At 51.2% G+C, this 23,718-nt stretch carries 21 protein-coding genes and 1 tRNA gene; 16 read left to right on the top strand and 6 right to left on the bottom strand.

The features are described from left to right. Positions 1-101: 101 nt before the first annotated feature. Positions 102-572 (bottom strand): hypothetical protein, encoded by a 471-nt coding sequence (locus tag FBF28_00235; GenBank protein ID QJU08010.1) that lies wholly within the window; start codon positions 570-572, stop codon positions 102-104. A gap of 77 nt (positions 573-649) precedes the next feature. Between FBF28_00235 and FBF28_00240 the strand changes: the two genes are divergently transcribed. Then, complete coding sequence (locus tag FBF28_00240; protein QJU08011.1) at positions 650-1,687, top strand: SIS domain-containing protein; 1,038 nt, start codon at positions 650-652, stop codon at positions 1,685-1,687. 79 nt (positions 1,688-1,766) lie between these two features. On the opposite strand, the gene FBF28_00245 is transcribed toward FBF28_00240, so the two are convergent. Together FBF28_00245 and FBF28_00250 are read right to left on the bottom strand one after the other, a co-directional pair. Next, entirely contained in the window at positions 1,767-2,984 is a 1,218-nt protein-coding gene (locus FBF28_00245; protein QJU08012.1) for an ABC transporter permease, read from the bottom strand. Continuing rightward, the gene (locus FBF28_00250; protein QJU08796.1) at positions 2,981-4,126 is read right to left on the bottom strand and encodes an ATP-binding cassette domain-containing protein; all 1,146 of its coding nucleotides are present in this window, start codon (positions 4,124-4,126) and stop codon (positions 2,981-2,983) included. The genes FBF28_00245 and FBF28_00250 overlap by 4 nt, the downstream gene beginning before the upstream one ends. Positions 4,127-4,201: 75 nt before the next feature. Here FBF28_00250 and FBF28_00255 point away from each other — a divergent pair. The 9 genes from FBF28_00255 to FBF28_00295 all read left to right on the top strand — a co-directional run bounded on the left by FBF28_00255 (position 4,202) and on the right by FBF28_00295 (position 14,637). Continuing rightward, a tRNA-Ser gene (locus tag FBF28_00255) sits at positions 4,202-4,293 on the top strand. A 43-nt stretch (positions 4,294-4,336) separates the two neighbouring features. Beyond that, positions 4,337-5,128, top strand: a complete 792-nt coding sequence (locus FBF28_00260; GenBank protein QJU08013.1) for a GNAT family N-acetyltransferase — start codon at positions 4,337-4,339, stop codon at positions 5,126-5,128. Between the two features lie 397 nt (positions 5,129-5,525). Next, complete coding sequence (locus FBF28_00265; GenBank protein ID QJU08797.1) at positions 5,526-7,916, top strand: ribonucleoside-diphosphate reductase subunit alpha; 2,391 nt, start codon at positions 5,526-5,528, stop codon at positions 7,914-7,916. Position 7,917: 1 nt separating this feature from the next. Next, positions 7,918-8,919: a ribonucleotide-diphosphate reductase subunit beta gene (locus tag FBF28_00270; protein QJU08014.1), complete on the top strand. Its 1,002-nt coding sequence runs from the start codon at positions 7,918-7,920 to the stop codon at positions 8,917-8,919. Between the two features lie 5 nt (positions 8,920-8,924). Then, positions 8,925-9,323 (top strand): hypothetical protein, encoded by a 399-nt coding sequence (locus FBF28_00275; protein QJU08015.1) that lies wholly within the window; start codon positions 8,925-8,927, stop codon positions 9,321-9,323. Between the two features lie 283 nt (positions 9,324-9,606). After that, positions 9,607-11,184 carry a CTP synthase gene (locus FBF28_00280; protein ID QJU08016.1) on the top strand — a complete coding sequence of 526 codons (1,578 nt, stop codon included), beginning with the start codon at positions 9,607-9,609 and terminating at the stop codon, positions 11,182-11,184. 239 nt (positions 11,185-11,423) lie between these two features. Next, on the top strand, positions 11,424-13,052 hold the full coding sequence (gene argS / locus FBF28_00285) for an arginine--tRNA ligase (protein ID QJU08017.1): 1,629 nt from the start codon (positions 11,424-11,426) through the stop codon (positions 13,050-13,052). Positions 13,053-13,085: 33 nt separating this feature from the next. Continuing rightward, entirely contained in the window at positions 13,086-14,156 is a 1,071-nt protein-coding gene (locus FBF28_00290) for a hypothetical protein (protein ID QJU08018.1), read from the top strand. A gap of 46 nt (positions 14,157-14,202) precedes the next feature. Then, the gene (locus FBF28_00295; GenBank protein ID QJU08019.1) at positions 14,203-14,637 is read left to right on the top strand and encodes a hypothetical protein; all 435 of its coding nucleotides are present in this window, start codon (positions 14,203-14,205) and stop codon (positions 14,635-14,637) included. A 92-nt stretch (positions 14,638-14,729) separates the two neighbouring features. Here the strand turns inward: FBF28_00295 and pyrH are convergent, their stop codons facing one another. Beyond that, on the bottom strand, positions 14,730-15,434 hold the full coding sequence (pyrH, locus tag FBF28_00300) for a UMP kinase (protein ID QJU08020.1): 705 nt from the start codon (positions 15,432-15,434) through the stop codon (positions 14,730-14,732). Between the two features lie 43 nt (positions 15,435-15,477). Between pyrH and FBF28_00305 the strand changes: the two genes are divergently transcribed. Next, positions 15,478-16,029 carry an oligoribonuclease gene (locus tag FBF28_00305; GenBank protein ID QJU08021.1) on the top strand — a complete coding sequence of 184 codons (552 nt, stop codon included), beginning with the start codon at positions 15,478-15,480 and terminating at the stop codon, positions 16,027-16,029. After that, positions 16,026-16,361, top strand: a complete 336-nt coding sequence (locus FBF28_00310; GenBank protein QJU08022.1) for an MmcQ/YjbR family DNA-binding protein — start codon at positions 16,026-16,028, stop codon at positions 16,359-16,361. The genes FBF28_00305 and FBF28_00310 overlap by 4 nt, the downstream gene beginning before the upstream one ends. Before the next feature lie 73 nt (positions 16,362-16,434). Here FBF28_00310 and FBF28_00315 read toward each other — a convergent pair whose 3' ends face one another. Beyond that, entirely contained in the window at positions 16,435-17,055 is a 621-nt protein-coding gene (locus FBF28_00315; GenBank protein ID QJU08023.1) for a hypothetical protein, read from the bottom strand. Between the two features lie 54 nt (positions 17,056-17,109). Here FBF28_00315 and dnaG point away from each other — a divergent pair, with 54 nt between their 5' ends. Together dnaG and rpoD are read left to right on the top strand one after the other, a co-directional pair. Next, entirely contained in the window at positions 17,110-18,843 is a 1,734-nt protein-coding gene (gene dnaG, locus FBF28_00320) for a DNA primase (GenBank protein ID QJU08024.1), read from the top strand. A gap of 77 nt (positions 18,844-18,920) precedes the next feature. Next, complete coding sequence (gene rpoD / locus FBF28_00325) at positions 18,921-19,805, top strand: RNA polymerase sigma factor RpoD (GenBank protein QJU08798.1); 885 nt, start codon at positions 18,921-18,923, stop codon at positions 19,803-19,805. 61 nt (positions 19,806-19,866) lie between these two features. Here rpoD and FBF28_00330 read toward each other — a convergent pair whose 3' ends face one another. Next, positions 19,867-20,454 (bottom strand): dephospho-CoA kinase, encoded by a 588-nt coding sequence (locus tag FBF28_00330; protein ID QJU08025.1) that lies wholly within the window; start codon positions 20,452-20,454, stop codon positions 19,867-19,869. A gap of 34 nt (positions 20,455-20,488) precedes the next feature. Between FBF28_00330 and polA the strand changes: the two genes are divergently transcribed. After that, positions 20,489-23,023, top strand: coding sequence for a DNA polymerase I (gene polA, locus FBF28_00335; protein QJU08026.1), 2,535 nt, complete (start codon positions 20,489-20,491; stop codon positions 23,021-23,023). Between the two features lie 46 nt (positions 23,024-23,069). Then, positions 23,070-23,717, top strand: a complete 648-nt coding sequence (locus tag FBF28_00340) for a hypothetical protein (protein QJU08027.1) — start codon at positions 23,070-23,072, stop codon at positions 23,715-23,717. Position 23,718: the final 1 nt, after the last annotated feature.

The raw sequence follows: 23,718 nt of genomic DNA on the forward strand, positions 1-23,718 counted from the left end.
TACCAGTAAAATGTCCCGTATGAAGCGGGACATTTTATATTGCTCGTGAAGTGAATTACCGACCTTGGGCCTGCGCTCTGTTTATGTTTGAGTCTGCAGTCTCAGCTCTGCGACAAGAAATCAATTTCCTTGATAATATCGAGCAGCGCCTGGGCTTTGCGGGTCTCGTCGGGGATGGCGACGGCCGCTTCGTGTGCTGGGGCGATTAGCGAGGTGTCGTCAGTTGAGCGCAGCAATAGGAGGTAGGTGTCGAACTTTTCCTCGGGCGAGACGTTGAGCTTGTTGACCAGTGGTCGAAGCTCATTTAGAGCATTTTGCTTGATATCATCAAGTGACATATCGGTCGGCGTGGTGTATGGTCGGCTGGCGTTGTCGGTGGTTGGCCGCGGTGTTGGCGTGACCAATCCGGGCGTGGTGCTGGTTTGCGGCTTGGCCGGGCGGCCTGTTGTGTCGGCGCTCTGTGCACCAGTCTCTTCAAACCGTAGATTGTCATCACTGCCACCAGAGACACCCGCCAGCACGTTGGCTAGATCTTGATCGCTGTTGACTTGTCCGCTGTCTTGAATTGTCATACCCCACCTCTTTTCACATTACGGTTACGCTTGCTTCCTATGTTATACTGTAACACAGGAAAAGGAGGAATTTCAAGATGCTTGACGATAAAAATCTTTTAGCGCAGCGTGACCCGGGTAGTACACGAATAGGTGCGGTGGCGGTAACAACGCAGACGGACTTTGCGGCCGAGGTGGAGTCACCGGCGACTCCTGGTGAGGTGGCTAATGTGGTGCTGGCGGGTATGGGCGGCTCGGCGCTGGCGGCGGATATGGTCAAGGTGCTGACAGCTGATCGGATTATGGTGCCGCTTGAGGTAGTGAAAGGCTACCAGTTGCCACATTTTGTGAATGAAAAAACACTGGTTGTTGCTATCAGCCACTCGGGTAACACCGAGGAGACGATGAGCTGTTACCAGCAGGCCCGTGAGCATGGCTGTCAGTTGGCGGTGATGGCGACGGGTGGGAAGTTGTTTGCGGCGGCCGAGGCGGACAATGTGCCGCGGGTGCGTGTCCCGTCGGGCAGTCAACCACGGATGTCAACGATTTATCATTTGCGCGGGCTGCTAAAGCTGCTCAGCCAGTTTGAAGTGATCGACGATAGCCTGTACCACGCGGTCGCAACCAGTGGTTTGTGGCTGAAAGATCAGCTGAGCCAGTGGGCTGAGGGGGTGCCGACGGCGGATAATTATGCCAAGCAACTGGCGCTCAAACTGATTGGCTCGACCCAGGTGTTTTATGCGGGCGAGCTGACGTGGCCGCTGGCGTATAAGTGGAAGATTAGCTTTAACGAGTCAGCGAAAAACGTGGCGTTTTGGAATCAGTATCCGGAGTTTAATCATAATGAGTTTATCGGCTGGTCATCACATCCGGTCGATAAGCCGTATAAGGTCGTGGATTTTCGGAGCGGCCTTGAGCGTCCACGGATCCGGGAGCGGATGGAGCTGACCGATCGGTTGCTATCGGGTATGCGCCCAAAGGCCGAAGTAGTCGAGCTACAAGGCGAGACGCTGCTTGAGCAGCTGCTGTGGGGTCTGGCGCTGGGTGAGATAGTCAGTATCTATGCGGGCATTCTCAACGGTGTTAATCCAGAGCCAGTGGCGCTGGTGGAGCAGCTAAAGAAAGAATTGTCGTAATCAATTTGATCTAGAACATGAAAAGCGACGCCCGAGGGAGATGGGGCGTCGCTTTTTATTTTAGAACCAGGTGGATTTATTAGTGGCGCAAGCTCTCAATCGGATCTTTACCGGCAGCGCGGCTGGCTGGATAGATGCCAAAGAGCATACCGATGATCAAGGCTCCACCGATGGTCAGGGCGGCTGCTTGCCATTCGAGAACTGGGGTGAATGGCAGATACATACCAAGGAGGAATGACGCGCCGAGACCGATAACGTAGCCAAGAACACCGCCAAATAGACCGATGATGGCTGATTCGATGAGGAATTGGGCGACAATGGTGCGGTTGGTGGCACCAACGGCCTTGCGGATACCGACTTCGCGCTGGCGTTCGGCAACCGAAACTAGCATGATGTTGGTGATGCCGATACCGCCAACTAGCAGCGAGATGCCGGCGATGACCGCCATGGCTGTTGAGAGCGCGTTCACTAGGTGTGAATTTGGTGCGGTGATGGCCTGGCCGACCAGGGTGTGGTAGTCGGTATCGCCCTGATGCTGCTGGGCGAGGACCTTTTTGGCGGCATCAATTTTAGTTTGCAACGCCGTGCCGTTGTCGGCAGTGATGAGGATTTGCTGGATTTGGGCGGTGTTTTGGGTGAACTTTTTGCTGACGGCCAGCGGCAGGATGATAGAGCGATTAAAATCAACGCCGAGGTAACTAGGTGCAGTTTCTGGCTCGTCGAGCACGCCGACGACCGTGAGCGTTTCGCCGCGGAGCTTGAGGACGCTGCCGAGGGATTTTTCGGTGCCGAATAGGTCAATTGACAGCTGCTTGCCGATCACGACGCCATTGGCCTCGTCGATGAATTGTCCCTCGCGCAACTTGAGGCCGGCGAGCTTTGCCAGTTCGCCCGAGCTGCCGGTAACAGTGATGTGTTCTAGCTTCGTCTTACCGTCCGGTGTCGATACGTTAGTGTGAAATGTTGCCAGCGGTGCGGCGCTGTTGTTGGTCGCCTTGGCAATTTCTCGGGCGTCCTGTTCGGTCAGTGTATTCACCATCTGGGCAGCGTGTCCGGAGCTGAGTGACAGCAATGAATCCGGCCGCGCCTCGCTACCAGAGCGAATGAGCGCGGTGGTGTCAGAGATCTTGGCGGACTGATCACCAAACAGGCGGCTCGTGCCGGTCAGTAATGACAGGATAATAGTAATGCTGGCGATGCCGACCATGATGCCAAAAATCGATAGGTAGGTGCGGACTTTATTTGACTTGAGCGACTCAGTAGCGTTCTCGAAGTGATTATTGAGGAGCATTTTCATGACTTTTTCGTAGCTTTCCGTTCTTTTTTGACTGGTTTCTTCGTTGATTTGGCGGCATCGGTTTTTGCGTCGTCGGCTTTATCGGACTTAGGGGCGGGTTTCTTCTCGGTCGATGGAGCAGCGGTTTTTGCGGCGCCAGAATCTGCTGATTTTTTACTATGGTCGCTGTCGGCTTTAACAGTCTTTGTGGTCGCTTTGGCCGAGGTGGTGCCAAGCGGTCGCTTTGGCGGGAGGTCATCCGGGGACTTCACTGGGGTAGCAGGTTCGTCGGGAGTAGTCGCCGCGACTGGCTGTTCGGGTGTCTGTTTCTCAGTTGGGGTTTTTACTGGCTCAGTTTTCTCGTCTGGCTTAGCTTTTTCATCTTTGGCGGCTGTCGTGCGTGGCGGAGTTGAAGTCACTGGGGTTGCTGGCTGGTCATCGCCGCCCAGCTTTTGCTTAAAGATCTTCTTGATGTGGTGCGTATCGGTGTCGATGCGCCCGTCGAGCATGGAAATCACCCGGCTGGCATATGACAATAATTCTGGATTGTGCGTCACCATGATAATTGTGTTGCCTCGGCGGTGAATGTCGGACAGCTCCTCCATGATAATGTGGCTGGACTTGGAATCAAGGTTGCCGGTCGGCTCGTCGGCTAGGATGATTGATGGGCTGTTGACTAGCGCTCGGGCAATCGCTACGCGCTGAACCTGGCCGCCGGATAGTTGATGCGGCAGATAATATTCGCGCTCGCCCAGATGGAAGTTGCGCAAAATTCGGCTAGCTTCTTGGAGGCGCTTGGTCTTGCTAATGCCTTTATAAGTAAGTGGCAGGGCAACGTTATCAATCACCGTCAGGCGCGGGATGAGATTGAAATGTTGAAAAATAAAGCCGATATCGCGCGAACGAATTGTGGCGTGGTGTGTCGCCGTCAGATCCTCGACTGATTTATTATCAAGGTAATATTCGCCCTCTGACGGGTGGTCGAGTAATCCGAGGATATTAAGCAGGGTCGTCTTGCCGCAGCCGGACGGGCCGACGATGGCAATGAACTCGCCCTTTTTGACCTCGAGATTGACATTGTCCAGCGCCACCTGCTCGGCGTCACCGAAGCCAAATCGTTTCGTTACATTAGTAAGTTTAATTCGCGTTGAAGGATCGTTCATCATTGCTTTTTATTATAGACAAAAAGCCGCTCCGGTTGCAACCGCTAGCGGACTTTCTGTTATAATATGCATCACGGAAGGATGCAGGAGTGGTTGAACTGGCACGCCTGGAAAGTGTGTAGGCTCTTCACGGGGCCTCCGGGGTTCGAATCCCCGTCCTTCCGCCAGAGTTGATACCTATTCCTCAGCATCATCGATAGAGTGGAAATTATGATCTTACCAAAACTCGTTCAATTCCACAATGAAGCAAACGTTGGCGTCTTTTTGCGTGGGATTCATTCGATTGGGAATGGGTGGTGGTATGCCCAAGGGCAGTCGGGAATTGACGACTGCTACTGGAACTACGCTTACCGCGTTGATGGGAGGGCGCCTTCGAAGGGGGACATGGCGCAGATATCCACCTACTGTAGGCAGTACGGATATCCTCTCAACATCTGGACTACGGATTCGCTTAACGACGTGTCCTTTTCTCTGGAATCTCGTGAAGCATGGATGGTCTTGGTCAACAACACTGCGCTAACAGGCTATTCCACCACCGATTCCTCGGGAGCTTCCATCACGATCGTGGCTCGGCCCGATAAGGATATGTTGATGGTCTTCGAGGCTGCGTATGGCACTTCCGAGGAGGAGGGCGAGGGGATTGGCTATTCTGGGCTCCCCTTTGCATATGTGCGGTCGTATGCACAACAGGAGCCCAAGCATCCGTTGATTCATGCCGTACATAGCAAGGTTACGGTAGACGGTCGGTGTGTCGCAGTCGGCTCGGCCCTGATTGGGCCAGATGTTGGGGCGATCTACTCGGTAGGAACAGCCCCTGATTCCAGAAGAAAAGGCTACGGCTCTCTTGCTACAAAAGCAATAGCGCGTGAGGTAAACGCGCGGTTTAAGCACGACAATCCTACAATTCTGCTGCAGACTGAAGCGGACTCGCCAGTGGAGGAGATGTACTCGTCTCTAGGGTTTGAAAGAGTGACTTGTGGAAAGCTGTATAGTGGTGAATGATGGATGAATACGATTCTCGGTTAATGGAGCGTGCGTTGGGTGCGGCTCGTAGCGTGGTGCAGAATGGCGAGAACCCCTAAGACGTCGATATTAGCTGGTGGTCATCCATAACCGCGGGCTATATCCTCGTCGATACGCCTCGAGGGGCGACCACTAATGATTGCCTCCGTGGCTCGTTGGCGGAGAGTAATCAGTTAGCGAGCTGCTTTCATTGTAAAATTCACAAATCCTCTTGTCACGCCACATCTAGTGCTTTATCATAGTATACATACACTAAATGTGTAGAGGGTACTAAACAAAAAGCAAATAGACGAGAGGGGTCAGTCGCCACCACAGAGAGGTCGGCGGTAGTTTTGCTGAGCATCGAGGAGGGAAATAGGTGCAACAAATCAACGTCATCAAACGCGACGGGACGAAAGAGCCGTTTGATGCCAATAAAATTAACGCGGCGATTTTGAAGGCTTGCGACGGGCTGCCAGATCAGGTTTCTAAGGTGGTACAGGTGGCGACCGAGCTGCAGCTGACGCTATTTGACGGGATTACCACCGAGCAGCTGGACGAGGCGGTGATTCAGACGGTTTTACAGAATGTCAAGGATGACCCAGATTATGATAAAATCGCAGCCCGCTTACTGCTAAAGACTATTTATAAGAGTATTTTGGGCGACTACGAGACGGCCGACGAATTAAAGAAATTGCATGCACGGGAGTTTCCGAAGTTTGTTAAAGCGGCGGTCAAGGACGGTCTGCTCGATAAGCGGATGGGTGATGACCGGTTTGATTTGAAAAAGTTGGGTGAAGCATTACAGCCAGAACGCGACGATCTCAGTAAATATCTCGGTGTGATGACCAATAAAAACCGCTACGCCTTGCGCAAACAAAGCGGCGACCCGTTGGAAACGCCGCAATTTACTCATATGCGTATCGCTATGGGACTTAGCTATAACGAACCGGATCCAACTGCAGCAGCGATTGAATTTTATGAACACATGAGTAAGTTGGAATATCTGCCGGGCGGCTCGACGCGGGTCAATGCTGGCGGCTCGTTCCCGCAGCTTAGCAATTGTTTTTTGCTAAATGTTGATGACGATATGGAATCAATTGCCAAGAGTGTGCGGGATACGATGTTTATCGCCAAGGGTACTGGCGGTATCGGCATCGGTTTTACGAAGTTGCGGGCAGCCGGTAGCCCAGTTAAAACCACTAATACTGAATCAACTGGCCCAATTCCTTTCATGAAGATGATCGATACCGCGCTGTTTGCGGTTAGCCGTAAGGGTAAGAAAGCTGGTGCGGCAGCAATTTATATGGAGAACTGGCACCTCAATTTTGGGCAATTCATTGATTTGCGCTCCAATTCTGGCGACCCGTATATGCGGACGCGCTTTGCCAACACCGCGGTATTTATCTCTGATGAGTTTATGAAGCGGGTGCAGAAAGATCAAGATTGGTATCTGTTCGACCCAGCGGAAACGCCAGATTTGCCAGAGTTATATGGTGAAGAATTTTCCGTGCGCTACAAAGAGTACATCAAGTTGGCTGAAGCTGGTAAAATGCGCGTCTTTGAGAAGACATCGGCTCGCCAGCAATTTAAGCAGATTTTGACTAGCCTGCAGGCCACTAGCCACCCATGGCTCACCTGGAAGGACACTATCAATGTGCGGGCGCTGAACAATAACACCGGTACGATTCATCTGAGCAATCTGTGTACGGAAATTACCTTACCTCAAGACAAGGATAATATCGCCACCTGTAACTTGGTTAGTATCAATCTGTCAGCGTTTTTGCGTGAGGATAAGACTTGGGACTGGGATCGTTTGCAAGAGGCTTCACGGGCAGCGATTCGGCAATTGGATAATCTGATCGATATTACTGAGACGCCAGTTAAAGAGGCAATGCACGCCAATCAGCAGACGAGAGCTGTTGGGCTGGGCATGATGGGTTTTTCGGACGTATTGGAAAAACTCGGTTATTGCTATGAATCGAGCGAAGCCTATGAGTTGATTGACCAATTGACCGAGTTTATCAGTTACCACGCCATCGACCAGTCAGCGGATTTGGCGGCCAAGTTAGGCAGCTATCCGACATATAACGGCAGCGGCTGGAGTAAGGGTGTTTTGCCGATTGATACGGTGGCGGAATTGTCGAACAATCGCAAGGTTAAGGTGAAAATTGATAACAAAACCCGTCTAGATTGGGATAAACTACGCAAAAAAGTTAAAAAAGGTATGCGTAACGCCACTTTGATGGCCATTGCACCGACCGCTAACATCGGTCATGTGGCAGGAACGACCCCAGGGATTGATCCGCAGTTTGCTCAGATTTTTAGCCGCTCGACGCTGAACGGTAAGTTCTTAGAGGTAAACAATAATTTAGTGCGTGATCTTAAGCGGTTGAACCTGTGGGATGAAATTAAGGAAGAAGTATTTGCTAATCAAGGGGATATTCAGCACATTGATGCTATTCCGCAGAAGTTGAAAGATGTCTATAAAACCAGCTTCCAATTAAGCCCGTATGCATTCATTGAAGTAGCAGCCCGGGCACAAAAATGGGTCGACCAGGCGATTAGCCGTAATATGTATCTTGAGACTCGTGATATTGATGAATATGTGGAGATTTATTCTGAAGCTTGGCGACGTGGCCTAAAAACCACCTACTACTTGCACGTTAAGCCACGCCATCAGTCAGAGCAGACCACGGTTTCAGTGGAAAAATTAGCAGAACAGAAGATTCGAACTGGCGCTAAAACGCGCGGGTTTGGATTTGCTAAAGTTAAAAGAGGAGAATAATATGGCAGATTATCAACATCCTAAACAGGGAATTTTGGGCTCAGGCTTGCGCGATGGGCTGAGCTTGCACCCAATTCGTTATCCGTGGGCATACGATTTATACAACCAAGCAGTGGCTAATACCTGGTTCCCAAACGAGGTGCAGTTAGTACAAGATTTGGCGGATTTTGAGAAACTCAGTGACGAGGAAAAGCATGCGCTCAAAACCGTCATTAGTTATCTTAACCCAAACGAGCTACTGATCAACAAGTCGCTGGCATTTGGCATTTATCCGTACGTCAATGCCGCTGAAGCGCAGCTCTATCTGTCAAAGCAGATGTGGGAAGAGGCCAATCACTTCATGACGTTTGAATATATCATCGAGACGTTTCCGTTTGACCGTGAGGAAATTTATGCGGCGGGCTTTGGTAAGAAATCGTTGGCTGACAAGGCAGATTTCCAGAACAAGCACCTCGATGTCATGCTGGATCCAAACCTCGACATCTATACATTGGAGGGCAAAAAAGACTTTGTCCGCTCGCTGGTGGCCTATAACATTGTTCTTGAGGGTATCTGGTTCTACTCGGGCTTTATGGTTGGCATGAGCTTCCGTCAGCGCAACTTGCTGCGCAATGTCGGTACATTGCTGGACTGGATCACCAAGGATGAGAACTTGCACTTGACCTTTGGTATCAATTTGCTACTGACTATTTTGGACGAAAACCCAGAGCTGCAAACCCAGGAATTTGCCGAGGAAATTCGTGGGCTTATCCTGCAGGCGGTTGAGCTGGAAAAAGAATACAACAAGGACATGTTACCAAAGGGGATCTTGGGCCTAAACGCTGATTATGTCAATCAATACGTCATGCACATGACTGACCGGCGCTTGGTTGAACTTGGATTTGAGCCGGAGTACAACGTAGCCAACCCAGCCAAATGGATGGCCACCGCAAACGACACTTTGGAATTGGTCAATTTCTTTGAAAGCACTAACACCAGCTATGAAGTAAACACCACGAAGTAACTGCCATGGACAAAATTACAACAGATATTTTAGATACAGTTGAAATTGGCGCTTTGGCGACTGTTAATCGCGATCGCACGCCGTTAATCACGCCGCTCCACTTTGTACGTTATAAAAATGACAACATTATTTGGATTTCTGACCGACAGTCTCGCCATGCCGTTAATGCCTACCGCAGCGGTGTTGTAGAATTTGTAGTGTGGAATGATCAAAAGAGTGCTGTCTTTTTGACAACAAAGGTACGAGAGTTGCCAGAGGAAGAGGAGGCGGCGGCTTTGCAGGCGTATGCCAATAAGTTAGGCGACTTCATGCCGCGCGTGGAAAATAGGCAAATTTACATCATGCCAATTGGTAATCTTGATGAAAAAACTACAACAGGAAATTGGCTGCACTATGTTGCATAAACGCTACATGTAGCGTATTATAAGCATAAGCAGATACTAAATATATAGAAAGACAGGAACATGAACGCAAGTCAAATTATTTCTGACGACATGACTTTGGAAGAAAAATTGAATGCCATTGATGCGGCGATGCAGGCAGCGCAGGCGGTGGCCGACGAGCAGGCAAAGAAGTCTGGCGGCATTGCGGCGCCACTCGATCCCGCAAGTTTGACAGTGTGTGACGGTTGTGAATAAAACAACAGAGGTGTCAATTCGACGCCTCTTTTGATAGGTTGGAGAAGTGATGACAAAGAGATATATTTTTGTAACCGGTGGGGTATTGTCTGGTGTTGGCAAGGGCATCACGGCGGCGAGTATCGGCGCGGTATTGCAGGCCAAAGGCATCGCCGTGTCGGCACAAAAGTGCGATCCGTATCTGAATGTTGATGCTGGACTATTGAACCCAAAAGAGCATGGCGAGTGCTTTGTGACCAAGGACGGTGCCGAGACCGATTTGGATTTGGGTCATTACGAGCGGTTTTTGGATTTGGAACTGACGCGGAAAAACACCACACTGTCGGGCCGGCTGCTGCGCGATTTGATCGCCAATGAGCGGGCCGGTAAGTTTGGCGGCCAGACGGTACAGATGGTGCCGCATTTGACTAATTCTATCAAGGCGGCTATCCGCGAGGCGGCCGAGGGCGACGTCCACATCGTGGAAATTGGCGGTACGGTCGGCGACTACGAAGGCCTAAGTTTTATCGAGGCGATTCGCGGTTTTGCGCTGGATGTGGGGCGGGAAAATTGCCTGTTCGTGCACGTGGTGTATGTACCATTTTTGGAGGCATCTCATGAATATAAGACCAAGCCGGCTCAGAATGCGCTGGCGGATCTTCGCGGTTTTGGCATTATGCCGGATGTGGTGGCAGTCCGGACGGAGGGCCATGACAAGCCGCCGCGCAGTATCGGCGAAAAAATTGCTATTTCATCTGGCGTGCGCCAGGAGGGAATTATTATGATGCCAAATGTTGATACGGTATATGAAGTGCCATTGACGGTGTATCGCGATCTGGGCAAGTTATTGGGCGAATTTACCGACAATTCAGTGGAGCCGAATTTGCAGCGATGGAAACGTTTGGCAAAGCGTGATAAAACTGAGTATGCCAAGCGGGTAACCGTCGGTCTGGTGGCTAAATACATTGATAATTCTGATACCTACTTGTCGGTGACTGAGGCGCTAAAGTCTGCCGCTTGGGCGAACAAAAGCGAGATTTCTATCAAGTGGATTAACGCTGAGACGGCGAGCGAAGCTGATTTTGCCAGCGTTGACGCTATCGTGGTGCCGGGTGGTTTTGGTACGCGCGGCGTGGAGGGCAAGATTAAGGCGGCTGAGTATTGTATAAAAAACAACAAACCATATTTAGGAATTTGTCTTGGCCTGCAGGCGGCGGTCATTGCGGCAGCGCGCCTTGGCGGCGTAGCGAATGCTAACAGTGAAGAGTTTGGCGCTGAGCCTGGCGCGAATGTGGTGTACATCATGGACGGCCAGCAGGGCAAGCAGTCGACCGGCGGCACGATGCGCCTCGGCGATTATCCGGCGGTGCTGAAATCTGGTTCACTTGTGGCTAAAACATACGGTTTAACAGAGGTAACTGAGCGGCATCGCCATCGCTACGAAGTGAATCAAGAGTTTGTTCAAGCGATTGAGCGGGGCGGTTTGGTGATTTCCGGCACATCGCCGGACGGCCAGCTGGTGGAATTTATCGAAGCGCCGCATCATCGGTATTTCGTGGCTACGCAAGCTCACCCTGAATTTAAGTCGCGCCCATTCCGACCGCATCCGCTATTTGACGGGCTGATTCGAGCTGCCTTGACAAAGTAAAAAACTTATGCTAGCATACAGCCAGATAGTACCTAAAATAAAAAGGAATAAAAATGGCTGAAGAAACAATTGAAATGCAGGATCCGCTTGATAAGACGACGCTGAGTCATGACGATGCCTCGGCACTTGGGTATGTTTTGCGTCACGTCAAGGGCTCGAGTCCGAGTTCGGTGACGCTGCTGCAGCTGGAAGAAATGGGTCAGGAGTAAAACTGCTTGTTGTCTGCTATACTGGAAGGTATGGAACAGATTATTTCTCAGGCGGTGAAGCAACGTTTTGATCGAGATGTGTCGGTGCAATTAACGCGCCCCGATCCAAAGTTTGGCGATTTTGCGACGAACGTGGCGCTGCAGCTGGCGAAGCCGCTGTGCAAAAATCCGCGTGAGATTGCTGAGGCGATTGCTGAAGAGCTGCGCGGCCACCAGGAGCTGAGTGAGGTGAGCGTGGCTGGGCCGGGTTTCATCAATGTGAAATTACGTGATCAGGCGATACTCGAGCTGCTCAAAACCTATCCACGCAGCGCGCGCAGCGGTGAGACGGTAGTTATCGAGACTAATAATCCAAATCCGTTCAAGGCCATGCATATCGGTCACGCGTTCAACGCGATTGTGGCAGATACGATTGCTAACTTGTTGGCGCTTGCCGGCACCAAGCTACACCGCGTGAGTTATCACGGCGACGTTGGGGCGCATGTCGGCAAAAGTATGTGGGCGATCCTGCAATACATCGATGGTGATGTGAAAAAACTTGATGAGATTGTTCCAGCTGAGCGCAATCCTTTTATGAGCAAAATGTATGCTGAAGGCGCTCGGGCATACAAGGAGGATGAGGCGGTAAAGGCCAAGATTGCCGAGCTTGCCAAACAATCGTTTACGCTGGATGACCCACTCTATAGGCAAGTGTATGAAACCTGCAAGCAGTGGAGTTTTGACGAAATTGATCACAACATGCAGCGTATCGGCAATCAGCCGATTGAGCGGCGTTATCTGGAGAGCGAGGCGGATAACAAAGGCGTGCCAATTGTCAAGAAGCATGTACCAAAGGTGTTCAAGGAAAGTGACGGGGCGCTGGTGTTTCCGGGTAGCCAATATGGCAGCTTTGACAATGTATTTGTGACGAGTCAGGGGTTGGGGTTGTATGGCGCGCGCGACTTGGGACTGATGACGCTGAAGAACGATGATTTTCATGCCAAGAAAAGCTATATTGTGACCGCCGAGGAGCAAAAAGCCTATTTCCAGGGAGTGATCAAGGCGGCAGAGTTATGTATACCAGAGCTAACGGGTGTGACTGAAAACATCTCGACCGGTACCGTCAAGCTAGCGACTGGCAAGATGAGTTCACGCGACGGCGACGTGATCACCATTGGCTGGTTGTTTGACGAGTTTAGTAAGGCGATTGGTGAGCGGGGCGGTGAGCCAACAGATGACGTGGTGGCTGGCGCACTGCGCTATCAATTTTTGAAGGTCAAAATTGGTAGCGATGTGGTCTTTGACGTTAATGATGCGGTCAGTCTGACTGGCAATACGGGTAGCTATCTGCAATACGCCCACGCTCGCGCTTGCGGTATTCTCGCTAAATCTTCAGAGTCCGTTACCTTTCCAAGGGTGATTGAAGGTGAGGATCGAGCGCTTATCCGGAAAATGACTGAATATACGGAAGTTGTTGAGCGGGCAGTTGAGCAACTGGAGCCACATCATATCTGCACCTATTTGTTTGAATTGGCGCAGGAGTTCAACCGTTATTATGAGAAGAATCAAGTTGTCGGCAGCGACAAAGAAGCGCACCGCGTCGGTATTGTGGCGGTGTATGCTGATATCTTGAAGGCGGGACTCACCATTCTTGGTATCGTCGCCCCTGATAAGTTGTAAAATATTAGTAAATAATTGTATGATATAGCAGAGATGGACGAGTATCTTTCTGCTAATTTGATGACGCCTAAGCAGCGATTGATCAAGGCCGAGCCAGGACTACGGCGTGAGTTTTTATTAGATTCGCAGCAGCTGAAATTAATTCGTGCGGTGTATGAACAGTCTCCGCAGACGTTTGATGATGCGACGAAGGCAGCGGTTGACATAGCACGGGTGGTACGACAAACGGTGGATTTTGCTCCGACTTTGGCTAACTCACCGCTACTCGATGCAGTTGAAGTTGCCAATCGTGAGGCTACAAACTGTTTTGGCCATGTCATTATTGCCTCAGAATGTCTGGAGCAGCTCGGCATTGAGCATTGTATTAGTTATGCGAATCAGCATGCCATGGTGACACTATTTGATTGGAGTAGTAGGCGAGCTTTTTTGCTTGATGTGGCGACGCAGGAGCTATGTTGTGATATGACCGGCGTGATTGGCAGCGGTGCGCCCAACCCGCTTGACCAGCTAGCGATGGGTGAGTTGCGGGCAGTGAATACATTTTTTTCAGGAGAACTCTTGAAACGGCTACCGCCGTCGATTGATAGGCAAAAGTTTATTAATTCAAGGCCATGGTTGTCGTTTGATGCTATTGACGTAGCACAATCTCATGAACATGAGCCTCGAAATCGGATATTACAATTCTTAACATTACCCTCAGTACCGAGGCGTATGTTGCTGATTCAGCAGTACAATGCCGTCCGACGAGCGGGGTCGGGCAAGATCGAAGCAGCGAGTAAAGGGCTATCAGAATTATCAGGGGTATATCTTGATGTTGATTCGCGAAATGGCCTGAAGGAAGTTGATGGGTTGTGTCGTCAGCTAATATTGGCAGGAAAATATGACGAAGCAATTGATTTAGCGACTATGGTGGACGAGAGCTTGGTTCCAGACGATAAATCGAAAAATAAGTTATTTTTGCCAGATATCATACGAAAAATTGCCAAACAGACAGGAAACAAGGAGCTTGCCTGGCGGGCTATTAAACTATACGGGGAGAATCCACCAAATAGCCTGCACAACGGTAAGCTTGCTGCAGCCAGAAAACTTTTAGATAATTTGTAAAGTTTTATGCTACAATCAAGGTACTACTTAACATAAAGGAGTTTTTATGGCAGAGAAGAAAGTAGCCAAGAAGGCGACTACCAAACAGACGACTACTAAGAAATCGATTGTGAAAAAACCAAGCGTGGCAGCGCTGAAAGAAAAGGCAGCGGCGGTCAAGGGCCATGGCGGCGGTTTTATGACCTTTATCCGTGAGCAAGGCGTGGTTGGCCTGGCTGTCGGTCTGGCGATCGGTACTGCGGCCGGCGATACCGTGAAAAAGTTGGTGACAGCGTTTATCGACCCGCTGGTGCAGCTGATTGTTGGTTCGCAGGAAGGCCTGCAGGCAGCATCATTCTCTGTTGAGATTGCTGGTCGCAAGGGTGAATTCCTGTACGGTGCATTCGTTAGCTCGCTGATCACTTTGTTAGCGGTGGCGTTTGTGGTGTATGCGATTATTCACTTTTTGAAGCTGGATAAATTAGACAAGAAAAAAGACTAATTGGGCCTTAAAAACAGATCCGCCGGATAAATACGGCGGATTTTTTATGTAAAACGATTTATGCTGGAACAAGATGCGTACCGTACTCAGGGCTAGGAAATCAGCGTGCCGACTGTCTCGCCGCGAGCGGCCCGGGCGATGTTGCCGTCGGTGAGGAGGTCGCAGATGATAACTGGTTTATTTTCTTCGGCGGCCAGCCCGATGGCAGCCTTGTCCATGATGGTGATATCGGGGTTGGTGAGGATTTGGTTGTAATTAAGATGGTCAAATTTAACAGCGTCAGGGAATTTGGTTGGATCTTTGTCGTATACGCCGTCGACTTTCGTTGTTTTGATCACAACGTCGCACTGCATCTCGAGGGCCAGGTTGAGGGCGGCGGTGTCGGTAGTCAAGAATGGCCGGCCAGTGCCGCAGGCAACGATGACGACGCGACCTTTCTTGATATGACTAAGGGCGCGGCGGAAGGTGTATTGGTCGATGAATTGATTAATCTCGACAGTAGAGAGAGCGCGGGTCGGTAGGTCGGTGTCATTGAAGACATCAGCCAAGGCAATGGCATTCATCAGGGTTGAGAGCATGCCGATATTGTGGGCTGAGACGGGCTGGATACCGTGGCCAATGATTTGGTTGCCGCGGACATAATTGCCGCCGCCAACCATGATGACGATTTCGGCGCCGGTTTCTAGAGCTGGTTTAATTTGTTCGGCGATCCAACGGGCACGTTTGGGATCAAAGCCGCTGGCGAACTCGCCCTGGAGCTGCTCGCCGGATAATTTGAGAAGGATACGTTTGGTCATGGTTTTAGTGTAGCACGCTGCAAGGAAGTGGTAAAATAGAAACATGAAAGCCAGTTTTAAGCCGAAAAAGATTTTATGGATGGATTTGGAGATGACCGGGCTGGATCCGGTGCGTGATGAGATTTTGGAGGTGGCGGCGATCGTCACGGATTGGGATTTTACGGAGATTGCGACGTATGAGGGAGTGGTGTGCCATGATTCAGAGAAGCTAGGTAAATTGCTGGATCGAAATGCTAGCTTTTGGAACGAACATCCAGAGGCGCGGCGTGGGTTGGAGCAACAAAATGCCTCGGGCAAGCCGCTGGCCGAGGTGGAGCATGATTTGCTGGTGTTTTGCGATGAATATTTTGCGGACGAGCCGCGGATTTTACTGGGCGGTAATTCAATTCACCAGGATCGGCGGTTTATTGACGGGTGGTGGTCTACGTTGTCAAAAAGGCTACACTATCGGATGCTGGATGTCAGTGCTTGGAAAGTGGTGTTTGAGGGCAAGTACGGCAAAAAGTTCGCTAAACCAGAGGATCATCGGGCGCTGGAGGACATTCGCGGTAGCATCAAGGAGCTTCAGTATTATCTGAAAAAGGTAAAACCATGACCCATAAACAATTTGAAGAGTTTATTCTCAGTTTGCCTGGCGTATGGCTGGACTATCCGTTTGGCGAGGATGTTGCGGTGTATAAATTTGGCAAGAGCAATAACGGTGTGGGGAAGATGGTGGCGCTAGTGACGGAGGGCTCAAAGCCACTCAGAGTTAGTCTGAAGTGCGATCCGCTATTGGCTGAGAATCTCCGCGAGAAGTACGAGACGGTGCTGCCGGGGTATCATCTGAATAAGAAGCACTGGAACACCATCATTTGTTCGGGGCAATTGAGTGATGAAGAAATTTTTGATTTGGTGCGACTGAGTTATCAGCTGGCGGCGAAGTGAGTAAAACAGCAGGGGCTAATCGCTGAGAAAAGTAGCGCTGATTTGCCCCAGCTGGTGACAGAGTGAATAAAACTTATGACTTTTCCGAATCACCGGTGATCGCCATGAGCTGCTTGCGTACGTTGGTGAGGTCGGAAATAGTTTTTTCGAGAAAGTCAATTGTGCTTTTGCTGCGCGAGCCCTCTTTGATACGATTCATCATCAACAGAGTGTCGGCTAGCTCGGTATTCATGGTGTAGGCATAGGTGTTGTCGAGGTCGGCGTTGAGATAGGCCTCCTCAAATTTTTCCTCGAGCTTTGTTGGTGGGTCGAGCGCGGTGATGTTTTTGAGGTCTTTTTTGACGTCGATATTCTGGGCAGCGGCTGGTGTTTCGATGGACTTATTGGCAGTGGTGAGTACAGCTGTGAGCGAGCTATTAGCATCTTGGAGCTGGCTGGATTTGAGGCGGGAAGTAAATTTCTCGGAGACGGTTTGGAGTTTTTGTAGACGAGCAATGAGATTATTTAATGAGGGGCCGCGGGAAGCGTTTTGGGCGGCATTAATAATAAAGACCAGACCGAGCAGCCCGATGATACCGAGAACGAGCAAGATAATCTTTGACTTTTTATCAAAGCCCTGCGGCGCTGGCGGTGCAGAAATTTGATTGAGATAATCGATACCGGTTGGCACGTCATAGTCATTGTGTGGCTGCATATACCCATTAAAGCATAAACAACAACAGAGGTAAAGAGTGATATAATAAAAACCATGAATGATGCCAAGGAAGAAGTGCGAGCGCGGCTGAATATCGAGGATGTAATCGGCGAATATGTTCAGCTGAAGCGGGCGGGTCGTAATCTGAAGGGACTGAGTCCGTTCACTGACGAGCGGACGCCGAGTTTTATGGTCAGTCCGGAAAAGCAGATTTGGCATGATTTTTCTTCGGGCAAGGGCGGCGATATCTTTACATTCGTGATGCTGGTGGAGGGGATGGATTTTCGCCAGGCGTTGGAGCATTTGGCGCGCAAGGCGGGCGTGGATTTGAGTTTGTTTTCTCATGGTGATGGACGGGCGGCCAAGCGGCGGGCGCGGGCGCGGGAAGCGCTAAAATTAGCAGCAAATTTTTATCAGCAAAACTTGGTGAAAAATTCGGCGGCGCTAAAGTACGCGGTGAAAAAACGGCGGCTGAATCGGCAGACGATCGGTGATTTTGTCATTGGCTATGCGCCAGATCAGGGCGATGCGCTGACCAAAGCGCTGGAGAAGCGGGGGTTTTCGCGCCGGGAACTGGCTGATGCGGGGCTGGTGAATCGGTTTGGCGGCGACTTGTTTCGGGGGCGGATGATGGTGGCCTTGAGCGACGGCAGCGGCGAGGTGGTTGGCTTTACGGGGCGAATTATTCGCGACGATCCGCGTGCGCCGAAATATTTGAATACGCCACAGACATTGCTATTTGATAAATCGCGCCATATTTTTGGGCTGTATCAGGCGAAAGAGGCGATTCGTAAGAGTGATGCGGCGGTGATTGTCGAGGGGAATTTGGATGTGGTTAGTAGCCATCAAGCTGGCATTAAAAACGTAGTGGCGACGGCGGGGACAGCGATGACGCTGCAGCATTTGAAGGCGCTGAGCCGGTTGGCGGGACGAATTCGCCTGGCGTTTGATGGCGACCGGGCGGGCGTGGGCGCGACGGAGCGGGCGATCAATTTGGCGCAGGAAATTGGCGTGGAACTAGAGGTGGTGAGCCTGCCGGATGACGTGAAAGACCCGGATGAATTGATCCAAAAAGACCCAGTGTTATGGCAAGCGGCGGTTGAGCAGGCGCAGCCGGCGGTGGACTGGGTGATCGCTCGGCACGCCGAGATGGAAGATTTGGCGACGGCCGAAGGCAAGCGGCGATTTTCAACAACTGCACTCAGAATTGTGCGCGGCTTGAAAGATCCGGTGGAGCAAGAGCATTACTTGGCGGTGATTTCTAAAGAAACTGGCGCCAGTCTCGCGGCCTTGCGGGCGAAGCTGGGCGCTGACGGATCAACGCCGCCCGCTCAGCTTAAAAAACCAAAGATTGAAAAGGCGACTCCGAGTAAACCTCGTGACGAATTAGCGGACATCATCGTCGGTCTAGCGCTTAGTCAACCATCGACGCGGCGCTGGGTCGGGGCGCTTGAGGCGGCAAGCTTGGACGAGCCAGCTCGAGCAGTGGTGACGGCGCTGCAAGCTGAGCCGCTACTTGATCGAGAAAAGTTGCCACGCCCCTTGCAAAAATTTGAGCAGTATGTGAAAATAGTACAGTTAAAAAGTGAACGCCGCTACATGGACTGGGAACCAGAAGCTCTGGACAGTGAAATGGCGCGTTTGGTAAAGCAATTGATACGTAAACACCGCGACACAAAAAAACAACAATTATTAGAAGATTTGCGTGAGGCTGAGGAGCTCAGCGATGAGGCGCGGGCGCGCATCTTGCGGCAGCAGCTGAACGCATTGATTAAGGAGAATGCGTGAACAACGACCAGCAATACACCCCGACCAATGACGATCCACTTGAGCCAGATTTGACGGCGGTACATGATGACGAGGAGATGGAAGATCTCGAGGCATTAAGCACCGGCCAGTATCTGGATGATATTTCGGACGATTCGGTGCGGTTGTATCTGCGTGAGATTGGTAAAATCCCGCTATTAAGTTCGGATGAGGAAATGGAGCTGGCGCGGCGAATCATCGAGGGCGACAAGAAGGCCAAGGACAAGATGGCCGAGGCGAACATGCGTTTGGTGGTGTCGATTGCCAAGCGGTATTCGGGCCGCGGGTTGGATTTTCTGGACTTGATCCAGGAGGGCAACACTGGCTTGCTGCGCGCCGTGGAGAAGTTTGATCCGGACAAGGGCTTTAAGTTTTCGACCTACGCGACGTGGTGGATTCGCCAGGCGATTACCCGGGCGATCGCTGATCAGGCGCGGACGATTCGCATCCCTGTGCACATGATCGAGACGATTAACAAGCTAGTGCGGACGCAGCGACGGCTTACTCAGGAGCTGAACCGCGAGCCGACAATGGAAGAATTGTCCAAGGAAATGGACATGGAGCCGGAAAAGATTGAGTACATCAATAAAATTCGACAAGAGACGTCGAGTCTGGATGCTGGCATCGGGCGTGATGGTGACGAGGAAGATTCGGTGTTGGGCGATTTTATCGAGGATGAAGATACAATTTCGCCAGAAGAATCAGCGACCAATCAGCTGCTGAAAGAAAAGGTCGCCGAGGTGCTGTCAAGCCTGTCTGATCGCGAGCAAAAAATTGTGCGCATGCGGTTCGGGCTGGACAATGGCGGCAAAAGCCATACGCTTGAGGAAGTCGGCCAACAATTTGCCGTGACGCGCGAACGAATTCGCCAGATTGAAGCCAAGGCTTTGGCAAAGCTGAGGAAGCACAAGGATGCTAAAAAGTTGTATGAGTATTTGAGCTAGATTGACGGGCGATAATAAAAAGGCCAGGCGGGTATGTCTGGCCTTTTTGGTGCGTTGTGATTTAGCACTGCTCAGGCGCCTTGCAAAAATGTTCGTGGTGAGTGACGGCTTCTAACTGCGCGTACAGCTCATCCAGGCCGCGGTCGTTTGTTACGAAATAGTCGGCAATGGCAATAGGCCCGCCTTTTTCTAGGTTTTCAATTTCCGACCAATCGCGTTGGTCAACTTCGCGTGGTTGCATTGGCCGCTCAGGGCGTTTGGCCATGCGTTGATAGCGCAGGTGTTTTGGTGTGACGACGGCGATGACGGACATCTGGCCAGGGAATTCGTGCTTGAGAATTTTATATTCGCTCCAAGTGTACAGCCCGTCCAGGACGATAAGTTTTTGGCCAGCGTCAATCAAATCATGCGCGGATTTAACGACGCGCTTGACCACGAAATCTTTGCCTTCGCGTCGGCGAATTTCCTCGCGGAATTTTTGCTGATTGTCCCACGTTGGTTCAATGCCAGCTTCTTCCATGGCCTTGTAGATGATGCCGCCAAAATAGATTTTCGGAATACCCTTTTTGGTGAAATATTCGACCGCCGAACTTTTGCCGCTACCAGCCAGACCGACGAGGGCGATAATGTTTGCATGTGGTTGTGTCATGTTGTTAGTATAGCAAATTTGCTATACTGAGTATATGAAGCGTTTGGCGGTCATCGACGGAAAATCAGTGTTTTACCGAGGGTATTATGCCATGCCAGGTCTCAGTACGGCGGACGGTACGCCGACTGGCGGCGTGTATGGATTTGTGAGTTTGGCAATTGAGCTGATCAAGAAATTGGAGCCGGATTATGTGGCGGTGGCGTGGGACAAGCGCGGCACTAACATCCGTAAGCGGCGGGAATTATACCCAGAGTACAAGGCGGGTCGCAAGCCAGCGCCCGATGATTTTTATCAGCAAATTCCGATTTTGATGGAACTTTTGGATGCCTTTGGCTGGCCGCTGTATGAGTTGGATGACTATGAGGCGGACGATATCATGGGTGCGTTTGCCAGGCAAGCGGAAGCGCGCGGCGTGCAAACCTGTCTGCTGACGTCGGATTTGGATGCGCTGCAATTGGTGTCGCCCCTCACCAAAGTCTACGCCATGAAAAATGGCCTGAGGAATATCGAGGAATTTACCGCGGAATATTTTGAACAAAAATATGGCATTCGGACGGATCAGTTTTTGGATTTGAAGGCGCTGAAGGGCGATTCCAGCGACAATTTGCCGGGCGTGCCGGGCGTTGGTGAAAAGACAGCAGTGAAATTATTGCAAGCGTATGACACGCTGGACGGCGTGTATGCGCATGTGGATGAGCAAACAGGCGCTCTACGGACAAAGCTGGAAAATGGTCGCGAGTCGGCATATTTGACCAAGCAAGTGGCGGAGCTGTGGACGGATGCGCCAGTGGAGCTGGATTGGGAGGTGGCGGATGTTAACGACTGCGACTTTGCGCGGGTGGCGGAGATTTTGCGGAAATTGGAGTTTCATTCGCTGATTGGGCGGCTGCCAAAGACAATGCAGGCGGCGGATGAGGCAGTGGAGACGGCGGAGTTGGAATTGCCGCGCGTCGAAAATCTGCCGACTGAGCCACTGTTTGAGGCGGAAAATAGTATCTATATTGATCCATCGGAGCCGGACATAGTCTATATTAATTCCAAGCCTGACGTGGCGTGGCGAGCGAAGGTTAGTGAAATTGGCTGGTCGGTTTGGCAGCTGTTGGCGCAGGGCGTGGTGATCGCGGCGGATGTCAAGGAGCTGTATCATGCGCTGGACGCTCACGGTGTGACGGTGCGGTTTCACGAGGTCTGGGATATTGGGCAGGCGGCGTTTTTGATCGATCCACTGAGGCGCGACCGTCGTTTAGCGGCGCTGGCGGGCGATTTTTCTGAGGATAATTCCGCGTTGCGGCAGTTGGCGCGGCTTCGTCAGATTTACCGCCAGCAGCAGGATTATATGGCGACGCATCAGCAGATTGCCAGGGTGCTTCACGAGTTTGATTTTCCAGTGATTTGGCCGCTGTTTCAGATGGAAAAGCGCGGCATGAAGCTGGACACGGCGCTCCTTGAACAGATGGGTGAGGAGCTGAGGGCGGAGGTGAGCCAGCTTGAACAACAAATGTATACGATGGCTGGGCGTGAACTCAATGCCGCCAGCCCGGCACAGCTGTCTGAGGTGTTATTTACCAAACTTCAGCTGCCGACGACCGGTATCAAAAAAGGTAAAACCGGCTATTCGACGGGGCAGAAAGAGCTGGATAAGCTGCGCGGGCGACACCCGATCATTGAGCTGATTGAGCGGTATCGGGAGCTGACTAAATTGATCAGTACCTACATTGAAGCGCTGCCGAAATTGGTGGCCGAGGACGGTCGGATTCACACCACCTTTAATCAAGACGTCACCAGCACCGGGCGGTTGAGTAGTACCAATCCCAACCTACAGAATATTCCGGTGCGCACAGAACTGGGCCGGAAGATTCGTCAGGCGTTTGTGCCCAGTCAGGGCAAGGTGTTTGTTGGTGTGGATTATTCACAATTTGAGCTGCGGCTGGCGGCGGTGTTGGCGGGTGATGAGCAGCTGATTGATGATTTTAATAGCGACGTGGATATTCATACCAAGACGGCGGCCGAGACCTACGGCGTGCCAATGGCTGAGGTGACAAAATTGCAGCGGCGCGCGGCCAAGGTGATCAACTTTGGTGTGCTGTACGGCATGAGTCCGCACGGCTTGGCGGCAGCTACCGGCATGACCTTTACTGAGGCAAAAAAATTTATCGAACACTATTTTGCAGTGCGCCAGCCAATCCGCCAGTATTTGGACACAATTTTAGTTCAAGCGCGTGAACGAGGTTTTGTCGAGACCTATTTTGGTCGGCGCCGACCAACGCCCGACGTTAAGTCGAGCAACTTTATGGTGCGTTCAGCGGCGGAGCGGGCGGCGATGAACATGCCGATTCAGGGAACGGAAGCGGATTTGATGAAGCTGGCGATGATTCGGCTGGAGGACAAGTTGGCTGGGCTGGCCGAGCCAGTCCTGCAGGTTCATGACTCGATTTTGGTGGAATGTTCGCCGGAAGACGCTGAGCGAGTCGGTGAAATCATGCGCAGAGAAATGGAAGGCATTTGTCCGGAACTACCGATTGCGCTAAAAGTGGACGTCGGCGTGGGGCTACACTGGGACGAGGTGTAGCCGGGGTGGTAAGTGCAAAACTGACAGAATATGGTATAATCAACCCATGAGGCGTACGTATAATTCGTTTAATTCTTTTTCTCGGTTTGTGCCAATTTTGCTCGTTATCATTATCACCATCGTGACCATCGTCGCGATTATCAGCATTAGCCGGTCAATATTTGGTGGCAATGAGCAAAAGCAGCAGCCAGAAACAACTGAGCAGAAAAAAAGCGACTTACTACAAACCGACGAAGGTCGATCGGTCAGGCTGACAGTGCGTGGCCCGATTGTCGCTAATGAGAAATTCCGTTCGTATCAAATAACTATTGCGCCGTCGTCGCGGGTGATGACGACGTATGAAGGCTATGTCGAGAAGCAGCTGAACACCAAGCAGCTGAATAATAACGCCAAGGCTTATGAAGAATTGGTGTACGCACTGGACAAGCGCAAGATGATGGAGGGGCGACAGTTGAGCGATGAGCAAAATGACCTGCGCGGTATTTGTGCGACAGGCAAGGTATATAAGTTCGAATTGTTGATGAATGGAACATCGATCAAGGCGCTATGGACGTCAGATTGTGGCGGCTCCAAGGGCTCAGCCGTTGCTAATGTCGAGGAAATTGTCGATATGTTTATCAAGCAAATCCCTGATGGCAACAAGATGGCCACCGCTATTGGGTTGTATCAGCGGGATACGCTGTTCAAGTTTTAGG

This window comes from Candidatus Saccharibacteria bacterium oral taxon 488, from assembly GCA_013099195.1.
Lineage (GTDB): Bacteria > Patescibacteriota > Saccharimonadia > Saccharimonadales > Saccharimonadaceae > Nanosynbacter.